The organism is Achromobacter anxifer, from assembly GCF_903652925.1.
In the GTDB taxonomy this organism is placed as follows: Bacteria; Pseudomonadota; Gammaproteobacteria; order Burkholderiales; family Burkholderiaceae_B; genus Achromobacter; species Achromobacter anxifer.
In genome coordinates this window covers 395,350-409,841 of sequence record NZ_CAHLAR010000002.1, presented here as the reverse complement: position 1 = coordinate 409,841, position 14,492 = coordinate 395,350, and the positions used below count along the sequence as shown (strand labels likewise).

The following is a 14,492-nucleotide window of genomic DNA, read 5'->3' as shown; positions in this document are numbered from 1 at the left end:
ACAACTATAAGCTCAATACATATATTTGTTTTACAAGTAGTCCGGCAGCAAAACGCAGGACGCCGCGGGGCGTCTTGCGGCGTCAAAGCCTCGGGCCATGCCAGGGGCGGAATACCCCCAGAAACGATGCGCGGCCACGCGCACACCGAGGAGACGAATTCCATGCATGCAGCCCCTGCGCGAGGCCGGTCCGTCCTGGCCGCCCTTGGCACCGCCGCCCTGGCAGCCGCATTCCTGTTGCCGGCCGCGCCGGCGCTGGCCGACTATCCCGAACGCGACGTCAAGATCATCGTGCCGTTCCCCGCGGGCGGCACCACCGACATCGCGGCGCGCATCGTCGCGGCCGAACTGGGCAAGACCTGGAAGAAGGCCGTGGTGGTGGACAACAAGGCGGGCGCCGGCGGCAACGTCGGCACGGCCGAGGCCGCGCGCGCCACGCCCGACGGCTACACCCTGCTGATGGGCACCGTCAGCACGCACGCCATCAACCAGTCCGTCTACGCCAAGCTGCCCTATGACCCGGTCAAGGACTTCGTGCCCGTGACGCTGGTCATCCCGGTGCCCAACATCCTGGAGCTCAACCCTGGCTTCGCCGACAAGCATGGCATCCGCAACGTGGCCGACCTGATCAAGTACCTCAAGGCCAACCCGGGCACGGTCAACATGGCGTCCACCGGCAACGGCACCTCCACGCACCTGTCGGGGGAGCTGTTCCAGAGCATGACGGGCACGCGCATGACCCACGTGCCCTACAAGGGCAGCAGCCCGGCGCTGACCGACGTGATGGCCGGTTCCGCCGACCTGATCTTCGACAACCTGCCCTCGTCCATGGGTTTCCTGAAGAGCAACAAGCTGCGCCCGCTGGCGGTCACCACCGCCCAGCGTTCGCCCGCCCTGCCCGACGTGCCCACCATGGCCGAGGCCGGCGTGCCGGGCTATGACGCCTCCAGCTGGTTCGGCCTGCTGGCGCCCGCGGGCACGCCGCAGCCGGTGGTCGACAAGATCCAGCGCGACGTGGCCGCCGCCCTGCAGCAGGAATCCGTGCGCGCACAATTGCAGGCCCAGGGCGCCACGCCTTCCGGCAACACGCCGGCCCAGTTCAAACAGTTCATGGCGCAGGAATCCGCCAAGTGGGCGGAGGTCGTGAAGCAATCCGGCGCCAAGGTCGACTGACCCCAAGCCGATCCGGGCCCGTCCGCAACGCGTGGGCGGCGGGCTCTTCATCAGCACGCGAACCAGGAGACACCATGAACAAACTGATGAGCGCCATGGCGGTCGCGGCCGCCGCAGGCGCCGTGCTGCTCGGAACGCCCGCCGCCCAGGCCGCCGGTTACCCCGACAAACCCGTCACCATGATCGTGCCCTTCGTGCCGGGCGGATCCTCCGACATCACCGCGCGCTCGGTCACGCCAGGGCTGACCAAGATCCTGGGGCAGACCTTCGTGGTCGAGAACAAGCCCGGCGCCAACAGCGCCATCGGCGCGCAGGCGCTGGCCCGCGCCACGCCCGACGGCTACACCATGATGGTCGGCTCCATCGGCACCTTCGCCATCAACGAGGCCTTGTACAAGACCCTGTCGTACAACCCCAGCAAGGACTTCGAGTACCTGACGCAGGCCGTGCGCAATCCCAACGTGCTGGTGGCCGCGCCCTCCTTTCCCGCCAACAACGTTGCCGAACTGATCGAATACGCGAAGCAGAATCCGGGCAAGGTGTCGTATGCCTCGTCGGGCACCGGCTCGTCCGACCACCTGTCGGCCGTGCTGTTCCGCCAGCGCACCCAGAGCACGGGCGTGGACGTGCCGTACCGCGGCGGCGGCGCGGCCATCGCCGACCTGATCGGCGGACAGGTCAACGTGTCGTTCCAGAACCTGGGCGCGGTGCAGAACCACATCAAGGCCGGCAAGCTCAAGGCGCTGGCCATCACGGGCGACGCTCGCGCCGCCGACCTGCCGGACGTTCCCACCCTGGCCGAAGCCGGCATCAAGGACATGGTGGTCTATTCCTGGCAGGGCTTCGCGGTGCCCAAGGGCACGCCTGCGCCGGTGGTGCAGCAACTGTCCAAGGCGCTGCAGGCCGCGCTGCGCGATCCCCAGACCGAGAAGACCTTGCAGGGCCTGGGCTTCGAGGTCGTGGCCAACACGCCGCAGCAGTTCACGGCGTTCCAGCAGGCCGAGGTCAAGCGCTGGAAGGACGTCATACAAAAAGCCAATATCCAGCTGGAGTAAGGCCCGGGCCGGCGCGCGGGGTGCCCCTGTCGGGCATCCCGTCAGCCTGCATCCAGGCCGGATCAAGTAGCATCAGTGTTTTGCCACCCACCTGTACGACAACATGACCACCAAGCATCGCATCATCCAGGTCGGCTCGCTGGCCGGTTCCCCCTACGCCAACAAGACGCTCGCGGACCGCTACGACGTAGTCGAACTGTGGAAGTACCCGGACCGCAAGGCCGCACTGGCCGAGCACGGCAAGGGCGTCACCGCCGTCGTCACCTCCGCCACCTACGGCGCCAACGCCGAACTCATCAACGCCCTGCCCGACCTGAAGGCGATCTGCAGCTGGGGCGTGGGCTACGAGACCATCGACGTCCAGGCCGCCAAGCAGCGCGGCGTGCAGGTCAGCAACACGCCCGACGTCCTGACCGATTGCGTCGCCGACCTGGCCTGGGGCCTGCTGATCGCGGGCGCGCGCCACATGGGCCAGGGCGAACGTTTCGTGCGCGCCGGGCGCTGGGGCCAGGTGCATGGCGGCATCCCGCTGGGCCAGCGCGTCAGCGGCAAGAAGCTGGGCATCATCGGCCTGGGCCGCATCGGCGAAGCCATCGCCCGCCGCGGCATGGGCTTCGACATGGACGTGCGCTATCACAACCGCCGCAAGCGCGATGACGTCGAGTACGGCTACGAGGCCTCGCTGACCGACCTGGCCAAGTGGGCCGATTTCCTCATCGTGGCGACCGTGGGCGGCCCCAGCACGCGCCACCTGGTGAACCGCGAAGTGCTGGAAGCGCTGGGCCCCACGGGCATCATCGTCAACATCGCGCGCGGCCCGGTCATCGACGAAGCCGCGCTGGTTGCCGCGCTGGAAGCCGGCAAGCTGGGCTGCGCCGCGCTCGACGTGTTCGAGCACGAACCCAAGGTGCCCGAAGCCCTGCTCCAGACCGACAAGGCCGTGCTGCTGCCGCACATCGGCAGCGCCACGCTGGAAACCCGCGTCGCCATGGAAAACCTGATGCTGGAAAACCTGCAGGCGTTCTTCGAAACCGGCCGCGTGATCACGCCGGCGGAATAAGCGCGCCATGTCGGCCGCGGCCCGTGCCGCGGCGCGCAAACGAAAAAGCCTCTCGGCGCCCATACCGAGAGGCTTTCGACTTTCCGCCCCCCCGCAGGAATCGGATGTCGTTTGCGCAAAGGAACTACCAGGCCCAAAGGCCCGTCGTGCTTACTTCGCCGGAGTCGCTGCGCCGGAATGATCCGTCTTCGCGGCCCCGCCTGACTTGGCCGCCGCCGGCTTGGCGGAGGTCTTGTCGGACTTGTGATGCTTGTGCTGCGCCTGGGTCTTGGTTTCACCCGCCTTGGACGTGGCATCGGCACCCGCCGCGAACGCCGAAGGCGCGGCGGCAAGACCGAGGCACAAGGCCGAGGTGGATAGGAACGCAGCAATACGGGATTGAGTCGTCATTTCATGAACTCCTGAATGTAAAAGGCCCGGAGGCCTTTTTTTCCGACACGGGACGGCAACATCGCCGTGGGGTTTCTACACCCCGACCCGTACCCGTTTGAACCCGTCCCCTCCAGAAGGTTCAGCGCGGAACCAGAAAATTTCGGTCGCTAACGCTTCGACATAAAGTCGTGACGTTCAGCTTTCGAACACCAGCAGCGCCACCGTGGCGAACAGCATCAGCGCGAAGCTGGCTCTCAGCTTGCGTTCAGGCAGCCGGTACGCAAGCCTCACGCCGACCGGCACGAACAGCAGGCTGCCCAGGGCCAGCGGCACGCCCACCAGCCAATCGGCCTGGCCTGCCCACGAATAGGTGATCAGGGCGATGGTGGAGCCGGGTATCACCATGCTCAGCGCCAGCGCCTGCGCGGTGGTCTGCGGCAGCCGGAACACGGTGGTGATGATGGGCACGGCCAGCACCGCGCCGCCCACGCCGAAGAAGCCGCCCAGCGTGCCGCACAGAATCCCCAGCACGCTGGCGCGGCGCGGCGTGAAGACAGGCACGGGGCCCTTGGCGGCCGGCTTGCGCGCGGCAGGGCGCGACGCGCGCCAGGTCCGCCACACGTAGAACAGCGCGATGAAGAACAGGAAGACGGCGAAACTGCGGCGCAGCAGGCCGGAATCGATGCCCAGCGCCAGCCGCGCGCCCACCCAGGTGAACACCACGGCCCCCGCGGCGCCCGCCAGCGCCACGCGCTTGTCGATGCGCGTCTGCTGGTTGTATTTGCGCACCGCCATGATGATGGTGGGCAACACCATGATGAGCGCCGTGCCCTGCGCCAGCTGCTGCGACATGCCCATCAACAGCACCAGCGCGGGAATCGCGATCAGGCCGCCGCCTATGCCCAGCGCACCACCCATGAAACCGATCAGGGCGCCCGCGGCCAGGCACGCGGCGATAACTAACAGACTCACGTCTTGCTCCAGCCAGCCCCGCCGCATCCAGGCGAGGCAATCAGAATAGGGATGACAACAGAGGGGACGGCCGTCCCCGGCCTCAACGCAGCTTGTCCAGCGCGGCGTCCAGGCGGTCCACCGCCCAGATCTCCAGCCCTTCGATGGGCTGGCGCGGCGCGTTGGCCTTGGGGATCAGGGCGATCGAAAAGCCCAGCTTGGCCGCTTCGCGCAGGCGTTCCTGGCCGCGCGGCGCGGGCCTGATCTCGCCCGCCAGGCCGACCTCGCCGAAGGCGATCAGGCCGCGCGGCAGCGGCTTGTCGCGCAGCGAGGACATGATGGCCAGCAGCACCGGCAGGTCGGCCGCGGGTTCGGTGATGCGCACGCCGCCCACCGCGTTGACGAAGACGTCCTGGTCGAAGGTGGACACGCCCGCGTGCCGGTGCAGCACGGCCAGCAGCATGGCCAGGCGGTTGCCCTCCAGGCCCACCGTCAGGCGGCGCGGATTGGGCGCGTGCGAGCTGTCCACCAGCGCCTGGATCTCCACCAGCAGCGGCCGCGTGCCTTCCTGCGTGGCCATCACGCAGGATCCCGCCACCTGCTGTTCATGCTGCGACAGGAACAGCGCGGACGGGTTGGCCACGCCGCGCAGGCCGCGGTCCGTCATGGCGAACACGCCCAGCTCGTTGACCGCGCCGAAGCGGTTCTTGAACGCGCGCACCAGGCGGAACGAGGAATGCGTGTCGCCTTCGAAATACAGCACGGTGTCGACGATGTGCTCCAGCACCCGCGGCCCGGCCAGCGCGCCGTCCTTGGTGACGTGGCCGATCATGACGATGGCGATGCCGGTCTGCTTGGCCAGGCGCGTGAGCTGCGCCGCGCATTCGCGCACCTGCGACACCGAGCCCGGCGCCGCGGTCAGCTCGCCGCTGTACAGCGTCTGGATCGAGTCAATCACGGCGACGGTCGGCTTCTGTTCGGACACCGCGGCCTGGATCGACTCCAGCCGGATCTCGGCCAGCAGGTTGACGTTGCCGGTCTGCAGGCCCAGGCGGCGCGCGCGCAAGGCCACCTGCTCCGCGGACTCCTCGCCCGTGACGTACAGCACGTTGGTGACTTCGGACAACGAGGCCAGCGCCTGCAGCAGCAGCGTCGACTTGCCGATGCCGGGATCGCCGCCGATCAGCACCACGGCGCCGGCCACCAGGCCGCCGCCCAGCACGCGGTCGAACTCTTCCAGCCCGGTGGGCTGGCGCGGCGTCTCGCGGGCTTCGATTTCAGACAGGCTGCGCACCGGGCTGGCGGCGGCCAACGGCGCGTAACGGTGGGCAGCGGCGGCGGGCGCCGACGACTCCACGGTTTCTTCCAGCGTGTTCCAGGCGTTGCAATGCGGGCATTTGCCCTGCCACTTCGGGGTGGTGCCGCCGCAATCGGAGCACACGTATACGGTTCGGGATTTGGCCATGCGCGGAAGTTTACCGGCAAGCCGGGGTCGCGGCGCGCCGCCAGGCCGCCCCGAACGCGCGCTTTCGTCCCGCCGCTGCCCACGACGGCGCATCATTCTTTCATTCTGCTTTCATAAATAGGGACATGCTGAAGTTACATGATGCAAACTCAAGAAATTCTCTGGCGGATTTCTGCAATTCGCGCATAATCATCAGGTGCAGCGCATTGACGAACCGCCCGGCCCAAGGCGGCATACCTGCAGTCGAACGCCCCCAGGGCGCGGCAGCGGGAATCGCGGCGCAAACACCCCGCGGCTTTCCAGGAAGCCGCCTAAACCGGAACAGGACCCGAGCTACGACGAGACCGCCGGACCACCGGCGCGGCGTGCGCAGAGGTCAAACGCGGATACGCCTTGCCACCAGGCGTATGCGCGAGGAGTACGCGCATGAGCATTACCTATCGCCCCCCCTTTGACGAAGACGACGAACGGGATTTGCGCGCCTTGTACCGCAGGCCAGGACCCGGGACCAGTCCCGAACTGGACGCAGCGGTGCGCCGCAGCTGGCATCCCGGCCATAGCTGGCATCCCGCCTGGGGCGCCGCCGCCTGCGCCGCCATGGTCTTCGGCCTGTTCGCCTGGACCGACATGCGCGAAGCCCAGGACATGGCCGAACAGAACACGCCGGTCATCCCCCCCCACGAAGTCGGGACGAGTTCCGAACGCTCGCCAGCGGTCCTTGCGGTGCCGGCCGAGGCGCCGGCCGAACAGGCCGCTCCCGTGACCCAGCGCGTGTCGGTCCCGCAGGGCGAGGCCGCCGCGCCGCAGGCTGCTCCGGCCCAGGAGGCGAGCCCCGCCGAACAGCAGGCCGCCGAGCCCGCCCAACCGGAAGTCCCGGCCCTCAGCGATCAGGACATCGAGGCCCGCGTGACCCACATCCGTTCGCTGGTGCGCGAGGAACAGCAGGAAGACGCCGTGCAGGCGCTGCGCGAATTGCAGCAGGCCGCGCCCGACCTGACCCTGCCCGACGACCTGCAGGAACTGGCTCAACAGAACCCGTCCTGAACGCCGCAAGCGGCCGCTCATCGGATCCGCGCGCCCCGCGCGGCCGGTGAGCCCGTAGGCCACATATCGACCTGGCGCTGCCCGGCTTCTTGCTAACATAGCCGCCATGAGTCCGAGCTTCCACCACCGCAATCTTCCCCACCTGCTGCTCTACGCGCGCGAAACGCTGATGGCGCATTTCCGGCCCATCCTGCACGCCGCGGGCGTCACCGAACAACAATGGCGGGTGCTGCGCACGCTGAGCGAGGTGGGCTCCATGGAACCCAACCAGATCGCGCGCAGCTGCCAGATCCTGAGCCCCAGCCTGACCCGCATGCTGGCGGGCATGCAGGAACAGGGCCTGATCAAGCGCACGCGTTCCAGCGCGGATCAGCGCCGCCAGGAAATTTCACTGACGCCCAAGAGCAACAAGCTCATCGACCGCATGCGCCCGCAAGTGGATGCGAAATACCAGGAAATCGAGGCCAAGATCGGCAAGGAACTGCTGGATCGCCTGTATCGCGACGTCGACACGATGGTCGATCTGATCAAGCGCGAGCCTGCCGACCCGCGCGCCTCCGAAGAAGCCTGATCAGGCCGGCACCGGGAAGATCGCGTTGATCTGCCCGGTACCGGAACTGGCGAAGTAGTCGGTGACGATCTCCACCGGCTTGTCATAGCCGTCCCAGCCCAGCAGGCCCAGCAGCATTGCCGTGTCGTGCATGCCGCCCTCGCCCACGCACAGCTCGGCATATTCGGGCAGCATGGCGCAAAAGGTCTTCCAGTCGCCCTGCCGCCACAGTTCCACCACGCGCAAATCCACCTGCCGGAAGAACTCGCGGCTGATCTGGTGTATCGAGTCCTCGGGACTGCCGTTGTCGTTGAAGCGGTGCGACAGCGAGCCGCTGGCCAGCACCGCCACGCGGCTGTCGCTGGACTCGATCGCCTGCCGCAGCGCGGCGCCGAAGCGCCGGCTTTCGTCCAGCCCATGCCAGGCGCACCAGGCCGCGACGGACACCACGTTGAAGCGTCCGTCGCCGTTCATGTAGCGCATCGGCACCAGGGTGCCGTACTCCAGCTCCAGGCTGTCGATCTCGTGCGAACGCGTGCCCACGCCGGCGGCATTGGCGCACTCGGCGATGCGGCGCCCCAGTTGCGGATTGCCGCGGTAGGCGTAGTCCATGTCCTTGATGAAATGCGGCAGTTCGTTGCTGGTGTAGCGGCCCTGGAAGGCGCTATTGCAATTCACGTGATAGCCGGCGTTGACCAGCCAGTGCACGTCCAGCACCACGATGGTGTCCACGTCCAGGTCGCGGCAACGCTGGCCGATGATCCGGTGCCCCTGGATCGCGGCTTCCCGGCAACCCTGGTGCTTGCCGGGCAGTTCCGACAGATACATGGACGGCACATGCGTTACCTTGGCCGCCAGCGCGAGCTTGCCCATGATGCGAGTCTCCTTGTTCTCGTCGATTCGTGCCGGACTCAGACGCCCCATCGGGGGATGTGGTGGCTGCCCATGGACACGCACACGTTCTTGATCTCGGCAAAGACCTCGTAACTGTATTCGCCGCCTTCGCGCCCGGTGCCGGATTCCTTGGTGCCGCCAAAGGGCTGGCGCAGGTCGCGCACATTCTGGCTGTTGATGAACACCATGCCTGCCTCGATGCCGCGCGCCAGGCGGTGCGCGCGCCCGATGTCGCTGGTCCAGACATAGGATGCCAGCCCGTACTTCACGTCGTTGGCCAGCGCCAGGCCCTCGGCCTCGTCCTTGAACGGCAGCAAGCAGGCGACCGGGCCGAAGATCTCTTCCTGCGCGCAACGCATGCGGTTGTCGACATCGGCCAGCACCGTCGGGGCGACGAAATTGCCGCCCGCCAGCTGGGCCGGCAGCCCGGCAGGCCGGTCCGCGCCGCCTGCGAGTATGCGCGCCCCTTCCTGCTCGGCCAGGCGAATGTAGCCCGTTACCTTTTCCCAATGCTGGCGCGTGATCATCGCGCCCACATGAGTGTTTTCGTCGGTGGGATCGCCCACGACCAGGCGTCGCGCGCGCTCGGCGAATTTGCGCACGAAGTCGTCGTAGATCGTTTGCTGGATGAAGATGCGCGAACCGGCGGTACAGCGTTCTCCATTCAGCGAGAAGATCGTGAACAAGGCTGCGTCCAGCGCCCGCTCGACGTCCGCGTCATCAAAGATCAGCACGGGCGACTTGCCGCCCAGCTCCATCGAGTACTTCTTGACGCCTCCGGCGCTGGCCAGGATCTTCTTGCCCGTCACCGTGCCGCCCGTGAACGAAATCGCGCGCACGCCGGGATGGCGCACCAGCGAGTCGCCAGCCGTGGCGCCATAGCCCTGCACCACGTTCAGCACGCCGGCCGGAATGCCGGCCTCCAGCGCCAGCATGCCCAGCTGGTCCGCCGTCAACGGGGACAGTTCGGACATCTTCAGCACGGCGGTGTTGCCCAGCGCCAGGCAAGGCGCGGTCTTCCAGGTCGCCGTCATGAACGGCACATTCCAGGGCGAGACCAGCGCGCACACGCCTACCGGCTGGTACAGCGTGTAGTTCAGCATCTGGTCGTCCACCGGATATGTGTGGCCGTTCATCCGCGTGCACACCTCGGCGAAGAAATTGAAGTTCTCGGAGGCGCGCGGAATCAGCTGCTTGCGGGTCTGCGAGATCGGCAGGCCGGTGTCGCGGGTTTCCAGTTCGGCCAGCTGGGGCACGTTCTGGTCTATCAGTTCGCCCAGCCTGCGCATCAGGCGGGCGCGTTCCTTGGCGGGCGTGTTGGCCCATTTGGGAAAGGCTGCGGCCGCGGCGGCGACGGCGGCGTCGACTTCCGCCTGGCCGCCCGCCGCCACCTCGGCAATGCCCTCGCCCGTGGCCGGGTTGCTGGTGATGAAGCGGTCGCTGCTGTCGACCTGCCTGCCGTTGATCCAATGCTTGATGCTCACATGCGCCTCCTGGTCCCGAATGCGCCGGATCGCCTGGCGCAGATTTAATTAACACGTTAACGTTATGCTTGCGCTAGGCGCCTGTCAATGGCGGGAAATCCCCAGGCCAGCCTACGCTTGCGGCCCGGTTTCCGCATTGTCGCTACGGCCTTTTTTCATTACCATAGTTAACATGATAATTATTTCCTGCGGAGCCGCCCATGCCCCATATCTGGATTGAGTACTCGGGCAATCTGGCCCTGGATACGCGGGCCCTGATGCAGACCGTGCAGGACGCGGCCGTGGGCGATGGCAGCCTGTTCCCGCTGGCCGGCGCGCGCACCCGCGCGCTGCGCGTGGACGACTGCCTGATCGTCGACGGCCATCCCGACAATGCCTTCGTCCACGTGGTGCTGCGCATCGGCCACGGCCGCAATGCCGAGCAGAAGGCCGCGCTGGGCGAACGGGTGTTCGAAGCGCTGACGGCGGCGCTGGCGCCGCAGATGGCCGCGCGCCCGCTCGGCATCTCGATGCAGATCGAGGAAGCCGACCCGGTGCTGAACTACAAGCTCAACAATTACCGCGAACACCTGGCCGCGCGCGCCGCCGCCGCCCCCTGGCCGCGGACCGTGGTGGGCGCGGCGCTGAACACACGCCAGGCGCTGGACACGCTGGGCGACGCCGTGGACGCCGCCCCCTACAAGGCCGCGCCCAAGGCGCCCGTGCTGTACATCAAGCCCGCCAACACCTATGCGCGCAACGGCGAAGTCATCGCGCTGCCGGCGGACGTGGATGAAGTCGAAGTGGGCGCCTGCCTGGGCGTGGTGTTCGCCCGCCAGGCCACGCGCGTCAGCGAGGCCGAGGCGCTGGACTACGTGGCGGGCTACCGCGTGGTGGCGGACCTGTCCGTGCCGCATGCCAGCTACTTCCGCCCGGCGCTCAAGCAGAAATGCCGCGACGGCTTCTGCCCCATCGGCCAGGATCTCGCCCCCGTGGCCGCCGTGGGCGACCCCGGCGCGCTCGACATCGAAGTGCGCATCGACGGCCAGGTGGCGCAACGCGCCAGCACGGCCGACCTGATCCGTCCCGTGGCGCGGTTGATCGCCGAGGTAACCCAGTTCATGACGCTGGAAGCGGGCGACATCCTGCTGGTCGGCGCTCCGCATGGCGCGCCGCGCGCTCGCGCCGGACAACGCTACGACATCAGCATTTCGCGGGTCGGCACGCTGGGCAATCCCCTGGCCGCCGCCCGCTGAGCACAGGAGCCCCGCCATGAAACACGCCCGCATATCCCTGGACGGCGTCACCCATGCCGCCACCGAAGCCGGTCCGGGCCGGGTCCGCCTGGCCGACGGCCGCGAGTTCGCCGAAGACGCGCTTACCTGGCTGACGCCGTTCGAGCCGCGCACCACCTTCACGCTGGCCATCAATTACGCCGACCACGCCAAGGAGCTGGCCTTCAAGGCTCCCGAAGAACCGCTGGGTTTCCTCAAGGCCGCCAACACCTTCGTCGGCCATCGCGCCCGGACCTTCCGGCCCGCCGACGTCGCCTTCATGCACTACGAGTGCGAGCTGGCGGTAGTGATCGGCAAGACCGCCCGCAAGGTCAGCCGGGCCCAGGCCTACGATTGCGTGGCCGGCTACACGGTGGCCAACGACTATGCGCTGCGCGACTACCTGGAAAACTGGTACCGCCCCAATCTGCGCGTAAAGAGCCGCGACACCTGCACGCCGCTCGGCCCCTGGCTGGTGGACCGCGACGACGTGCCCGACCCCATGAACCTGAACCTGCGCACCACCGTCAACGGCGTCGAGACGCAGCGCGGCAATACCCGCGACATGGTGTTCGACGTGCCCGCGCTGATCGAGTACTTCAGCAGCTTCATGACGCTCTCGCCCGGCGATCTGATCCTGACCGGCACGCCGGACGGCATCGTCAACGTGCAGCCCGGCGATGAAGTCGTGACCGAGATCGAAGGCGTGGGCCGGCTGCTCAACACGCTGGTCCCCTTTCCCGAATGAATGCCACTTCCCACTCCACACCATCCGGAACTCCCATGCTAGACAACAACACCGTGCGCGCGATTGCCGCGCGCCTGCACGAAGCCGAACGCAGCCGCCAGCAGATCCGCCAGATTTCGCTCGAATATCCCGACATCACCATCGCCGACGCCTACGCCATTCAGCGCGCCTGGATGGACATCAAGCTGGCCGAAGGCCGGATCAAGCGGGGCCACAAGATCGGCCTGACCTCGCGCGCCATGCAGCAGGCCTCGCAGATCGACGAACCCGATTTCGGCATGCTGCTGGACGACATGTTCTTCAACGACGGCTCGGACATACCCGCCGGCCGCTTCATCCTGCCGCGGCTCGAAGTCGAGCTGGCCTTCGTGCTGGGCAAGCGCCTGCAAGGCCCCGACGTCACGCTGTTCCAGGTCTATGACGCGGTCGACTATGTGGTTCCTGCATTGGAAATCATTGACGCGCGCTCGCACAGCATCGACCCCGACAGCAAGCGCCCGCGCAAGGTGTTCGACACCATCGCCGACAACGCCGCCAACGCGGGCGTGGTGATGGGCGGACGGCCGGTGAAGATCGGCGAGCTTGACCTGCGCTGGATCGGCGCCATCCTGTCGCGCAACGCCGTCATCGAGGAAACCGGCGTGGCCGCCGGCGTCTTGAACCATCCGGCCAATGGCGTAGTATGGCTGGCGAACAAGCTGGCCGCCCACGACGTGGCGCTGGAAGCGGGAGAAATCATCCTGTCGGGTTCCTTCACCCGGCCGGTGCTGGCCCGCCCTGGCGATACCTTCAACGTCGATTACGGCGTGCTGGGTTCCGTCAACTGCCACTTCATCTGATCGCGCCACCATCCATGGACATTTTGACCAATACCTTCAAGCAGGCCCTGCGCAGCGGCAAACCCCAGATCGGCCTGTGGGCGGGCCTGGCCAGCGCCTACTCCACCGAGATCATCGCCGGCGCCGGCTTCGACTGGCTGCTGATCGACGGCGAGCACGCGCCCAACACCCTGCAGACCACGCTGCAACAGCTGCAATCGATGGCCGCCTACCCGGTCGCGCCGGTGGTGCGGCCGGCCTGGAACGACGCGGTCCAGATCAAGCAGATCCTGGACACCGGCGCGCAGACGCTGCTGGTGCCCATGGTGCAATCCGCCGAGGAAGCCGCCGCCGCCGTGGCCGCGGTGCGCTATCCGCCGCAAGGCGTACGCGGCGTGGGCAGCGCGCTGGCCCGCTCGTCGCGCTGGAACCGCATCCCCGACTACCTGCGCCGCGCTAATGACGAGATGTGCGTGCTGGTGCAGATCGAGACGCCGCGCGGCGTGGACGCGCTGGAAGAGATCCTGGCGGTGGACGGCGTCGATGGCGCCTTCATCGGCCCGGCCGACCTGTCGGCCAGCATGGGCTACCTGGGCCGGCCCGAGCATCCGGAAGTGGTCAAGGCGATCGACGACGCGATCCTGCGCATCGTGCGCAGCGGCAAGGCCGCCGGCATCCTGCATAGCGGCGTGGACCGCGCCAAGCACTATCTGTCGCTGGGCGCCACCTTCGTGGCCGTGGGCGTGGACGCGACCTTGCTGGCGCGCGCGGCCGAACAACTGGCGGGCCAGTTCAAGAACGCCGCCGCCCCCGCGGCAGCCAAGGGCCCGTACTGACGCGGCTGCCGGGGCCGCCCCTGGCCCCGGCCCTATCCCCTATTCCGCCAGGAACTCGCGCACGGCCGTGCTGAACAGCCGCGGACGCTCCAGGTGCGCGGCATGGCCGCAATCCGGCAGCAAGCACAGGCTGCCGCGGGTCAACGACGCGCGCAAGGCCAGCGCCGACGGCAACGGATGGCTGCGCTCGTGTTCGCCCGAGATGACCAGCACCGGCGCGCGCACCGCCGCCAGCGCGCGCGTGAAGTCCACGCCCTCGACGGCCGCGATCATGGCGGCCGCTGCCGACGCGCTCATGCTCATCCCGTCCTGCAGGCAGGCGGCATAGGCGGGAGCCCGCTCTCCCATCCGGAACCAGGTTGCCAGCACGCGGCTGGCAGTGGCCCGCGGGCCCTCGGCGCGCAAGCGTGCCAAGGTCTGGTCCATGGATTCGAAGCGCGCGGCGGGATCCACGCGCACGCCCGCGCCATACAGCACCGCGCGTCCGACCCGGCCCGGCACCGCGCACAGCAGCTGCTGCGCGACGAAGCCGCTGAACGAATGGCCCAACACGTCGAAGCCATCGAGGCCCAGTTCGTCCGCCAGCGCGATGACCGCGTCCGCGTAGGCCGGCAAGCCCTGCAAGGGCTGCCGCCCGGCGTCACGGCCAAAGCCGGGCCAGTCGGGCGCGATCACGTCGCGCATGTCGGCCAACGCGCCGGCCAGGCCGTCCCAGATCGCGGACGAAGAACAAAAGCCATGCAAGAGGAACAGCGGGCGGCCCGAACCGCGGCGCGTGTATTCCATGAC

At 67.8% G+C, this 14,492-nt stretch carries 15 protein-coding genes; 9 read left to right on the top strand and 6 right to left on the bottom strand.

Going from position 1 to position 14,492, the window contains the following annotated elements; translation table 11 throughout:
- Window positions 1-162 precede the first annotated feature (162 nt).
- The 3 genes from HWY37_RS07295 (at window position 163) to HWY37_RS07285 (ending at window position 3,288) form a co-directional block, all read left to right on the top strand.
- The gene (locus HWY37_RS07295; RefSeq protein WP_176088245.1) at window positions 163-1,173 is read left to right on the top strand and encodes a tripartite tricarboxylate transporter substrate binding protein; all 1,011 of its coding nucleotides are present in this window, start codon (window positions 163-165) and stop codon (window positions 1,171-1,173) included.
- A 74-nt stretch (window positions 1,174-1,247) separates the two neighbouring features.
- Entirely contained in the window at window positions 1,248-2,228 is a 981-nt protein-coding gene (locus HWY37_RS07290; RefSeq protein ID WP_176088244.1) for a Bug family tripartite tricarboxylate transporter substrate binding protein, read from the top strand.
- A gap of 103 nt (window positions 2,229-2,331) precedes the next feature.
- Window positions 2,332-3,288, top strand: coding sequence for a 2-hydroxyacid dehydrogenase (locus HWY37_RS07285; protein WP_175209521.1), 957 nt, complete (start codon window positions 2,332-2,334; stop codon window positions 3,286-3,288).
- 150 nt (window positions 3,289-3,438) lie between these two features.
- On the opposite strand, the gene HWY37_RS07280 is transcribed toward HWY37_RS07285, so the two are convergent.
- The 3 genes from HWY37_RS07280 to radA form a co-directional block, all read right to left on the bottom strand.
- On the bottom strand, window positions 3,439-3,678 hold the full coding sequence (locus HWY37_RS07280) for a hypothetical protein (protein ID WP_175209520.1): 240 nt from the start codon (window positions 3,676-3,678) through the stop codon (window positions 3,439-3,441).
- A gap of 177 nt (window positions 3,679-3,855) precedes the next feature.
- Entirely contained in the window at window positions 3,856-4,632 is a 777-nt protein-coding gene (locus tag HWY37_RS07275) for a sulfite exporter TauE/SafE family protein (RefSeq protein WP_176088243.1), read from the bottom strand.
- An 82-nt stretch (window positions 4,633-4,714) separates the two neighbouring features.
- Entirely contained in the window at window positions 4,715-6,076 is a 1,362-nt protein-coding gene (gene radA, locus HWY37_RS07270; protein WP_175209518.1) for a DNA repair protein RadA, read from the bottom strand.
- A 426-nt stretch (window positions 6,077-6,502) separates the two neighbouring features.
- Between radA and HWY37_RS07265 the strand changes: the two genes are divergently transcribed.
- Window positions 6,503-7,120, top strand: coding sequence for a hypothetical protein (locus HWY37_RS07265; protein ID WP_176088242.1), 618 nt, complete (start codon window positions 6,503-6,505; stop codon window positions 7,118-7,120).
- Between the two features lie 106 nt (window positions 7,121-7,226).
- Window positions 7,227-7,691 carry a homoprotocatechuate degradation operon regulator HpaR gene (gene hpaR, locus HWY37_RS07260; RefSeq protein ID WP_175209516.1) on the top strand — a complete coding sequence of 155 codons (465 nt, stop codon included), beginning with the start codon at window positions 7,227-7,229 and terminating at the stop codon, window positions 7,689-7,691.
- On the opposite strand, the gene hpaD is transcribed toward hpaR, so the two are convergent.
- Together hpaD and hpaE are read right to left on the bottom strand one after the other, a co-directional pair.
- Window positions 7,692-8,543, bottom strand: a complete 852-nt coding sequence (gene hpaD / locus HWY37_RS07255) for a 3,4-dihydroxyphenylacetate 2,3-dioxygenase (RefSeq protein ID WP_176088241.1) — start codon at window positions 8,541-8,543, stop codon at window positions 7,692-7,694.
- A 38-nt stretch (window positions 8,544-8,581) separates the two neighbouring features.
- The gene (gene hpaE, locus HWY37_RS07250; protein ID WP_176088240.1) at window positions 8,582-10,048 is read right to left on the bottom strand and encodes a 5-carboxymethyl-2-hydroxymuconate semialdehyde dehydrogenase; all 1,467 of its coding nucleotides are present in this window, start codon (window positions 10,046-10,048) and stop codon (window positions 8,582-8,584) included.
- Between the two features lie 200 nt (window positions 10,049-10,248).
- Between hpaE and HWY37_RS07245 the strand changes: the two genes are divergently transcribed.
- The 4 genes from HWY37_RS07245 to hpaI are packed head-to-tail and all read left to right on the top strand — an operon-like array spanning window position 10,249 to window position 13,703.
- A complete protein-coding gene (locus HWY37_RS07245) occupies window positions 10,249-11,283 on the top strand; it encodes a fumarylacetoacetate hydrolase family protein (RefSeq protein ID WP_176088239.1) in 1,035 nt (344 codons plus the stop codon).
- A gap of 16 nt (window positions 11,284-11,299) precedes the next feature.
- Window positions 11,300-12,049: a fumarylacetoacetate hydrolase family protein gene (locus HWY37_RS07240; RefSeq protein WP_176088238.1), complete on the top strand. Its 750-nt coding sequence runs from the start codon at window positions 11,300-11,302 to the stop codon at window positions 12,047-12,049.
- Window positions 12,050-12,084: 35 nt separating this feature from the next.
- Window positions 12,085-12,888, top strand: coding sequence for a 2-oxo-hept-4-ene-1,7-dioate hydratase (hpaH, locus tag HWY37_RS07235; RefSeq protein WP_175209511.1), 804 nt, complete (start codon window positions 12,085-12,087; stop codon window positions 12,886-12,888).
- Between the two features lie 14 nt (window positions 12,889-12,902).
- Window positions 12,903-13,703, top strand: a complete 801-nt coding sequence (hpaI, locus tag HWY37_RS07230; protein WP_175209510.1) for a 4-hydroxy-2-oxoheptanedioate aldolase — start codon at window positions 12,903-12,905, stop codon at window positions 13,701-13,703.
- A gap of 39 nt (window positions 13,704-13,742) precedes the next feature.
- On the opposite strand, the gene HWY37_RS07225 is transcribed toward hpaI, so the two are convergent.
- Window positions 13,743-14,489 carry an alpha/beta fold hydrolase gene (locus HWY37_RS07225; protein ID WP_176088237.1) on the bottom strand — a complete coding sequence of 249 codons (747 nt, stop codon included), beginning with the start codon at window positions 14,487-14,489 and terminating at the stop codon, window positions 13,743-13,745.
- Window positions 14,490-14,492 lie beyond the last annotated feature (3 nt).

Coding starts and splice junctions, on each gene's coding strand:
- HWY37_RS07285 (WP_175209521.1), top strand. CDS start 2,332: ATGACCACCAAGCATCGCATCATCCAGGTCGGCTCGCTGGCCGGTTCC.
- HWY37_RS07290 (WP_176088244.1), top strand. CDS start 1,248: ATGAACAAACTGATGAGCGCCATGGCGGTCGCGGCCGCCGCAGGCGCC.
- radA (WP_175209518.1), bottom strand. CDS start 6,076: ATGGCCAAATCCCGAACCGTATACGTGTGCTCCGATTGCGGCGGCACC.
- HWY37_RS07225 (WP_176088237.1), bottom strand. CDS start 14,489: ATGGAATACACGCGCCGCGGTTCGGGCCGCCCGCTGTTCCTCTTGCAT.
- HWY37_RS07265 (WP_176088242.1), top strand. CDS start 6,503: ATGAGCATTACCTATCGCCCCCCCTTTGACGAAGACGACGAACGGGAT.
- hpaH (WP_175209511.1), top strand. CDS start 12,085: ATGCTAGACAACAACACCGTGCGCGCGATTGCCGCGCGCCTGCACGAA.
- hpaD (WP_176088241.1), bottom strand. CDS start 8,543: ATGGGCAAGCTCGCGCTGGCGGCCAAGGTAACGCATGTGCCGTCCATG.
- hpaI (WP_175209510.1), top strand. CDS start 12,903: ATGGACATTTTGACCAATACCTTCAAGCAGGCCCTGCGCAGCGGCAAA.
- HWY37_RS07295 (WP_176088245.1), top strand. CDS start 163: ATGCATGCAGCCCCTGCGCGAGGCCGGTCCGTCCTGGCCGCCCTTGGC.
- HWY37_RS07280 (WP_175209520.1), bottom strand. CDS start 3,678: ATGACGACTCAATCCCGTATTGCTGCGTTCCTATCCACCTCGGCCTTG.
- HWY37_RS07245 (WP_176088239.1), top strand. CDS start 10,249: ATGCCCCATATCTGGATTGAGTACTCGGGCAATCTGGCCCTGGATACG.
- HWY37_RS07240 (WP_176088238.1), top strand. CDS start 11,300: ATGAAACACGCCCGCATATCCCTGGACGGCGTCACCCATGCCGCCACC.
- hpaR (WP_175209516.1), top strand. CDS start 7,227: ATGAGTCCGAGCTTCCACCACCGCAATCTTCCCCACCTGCTGCTCTAC.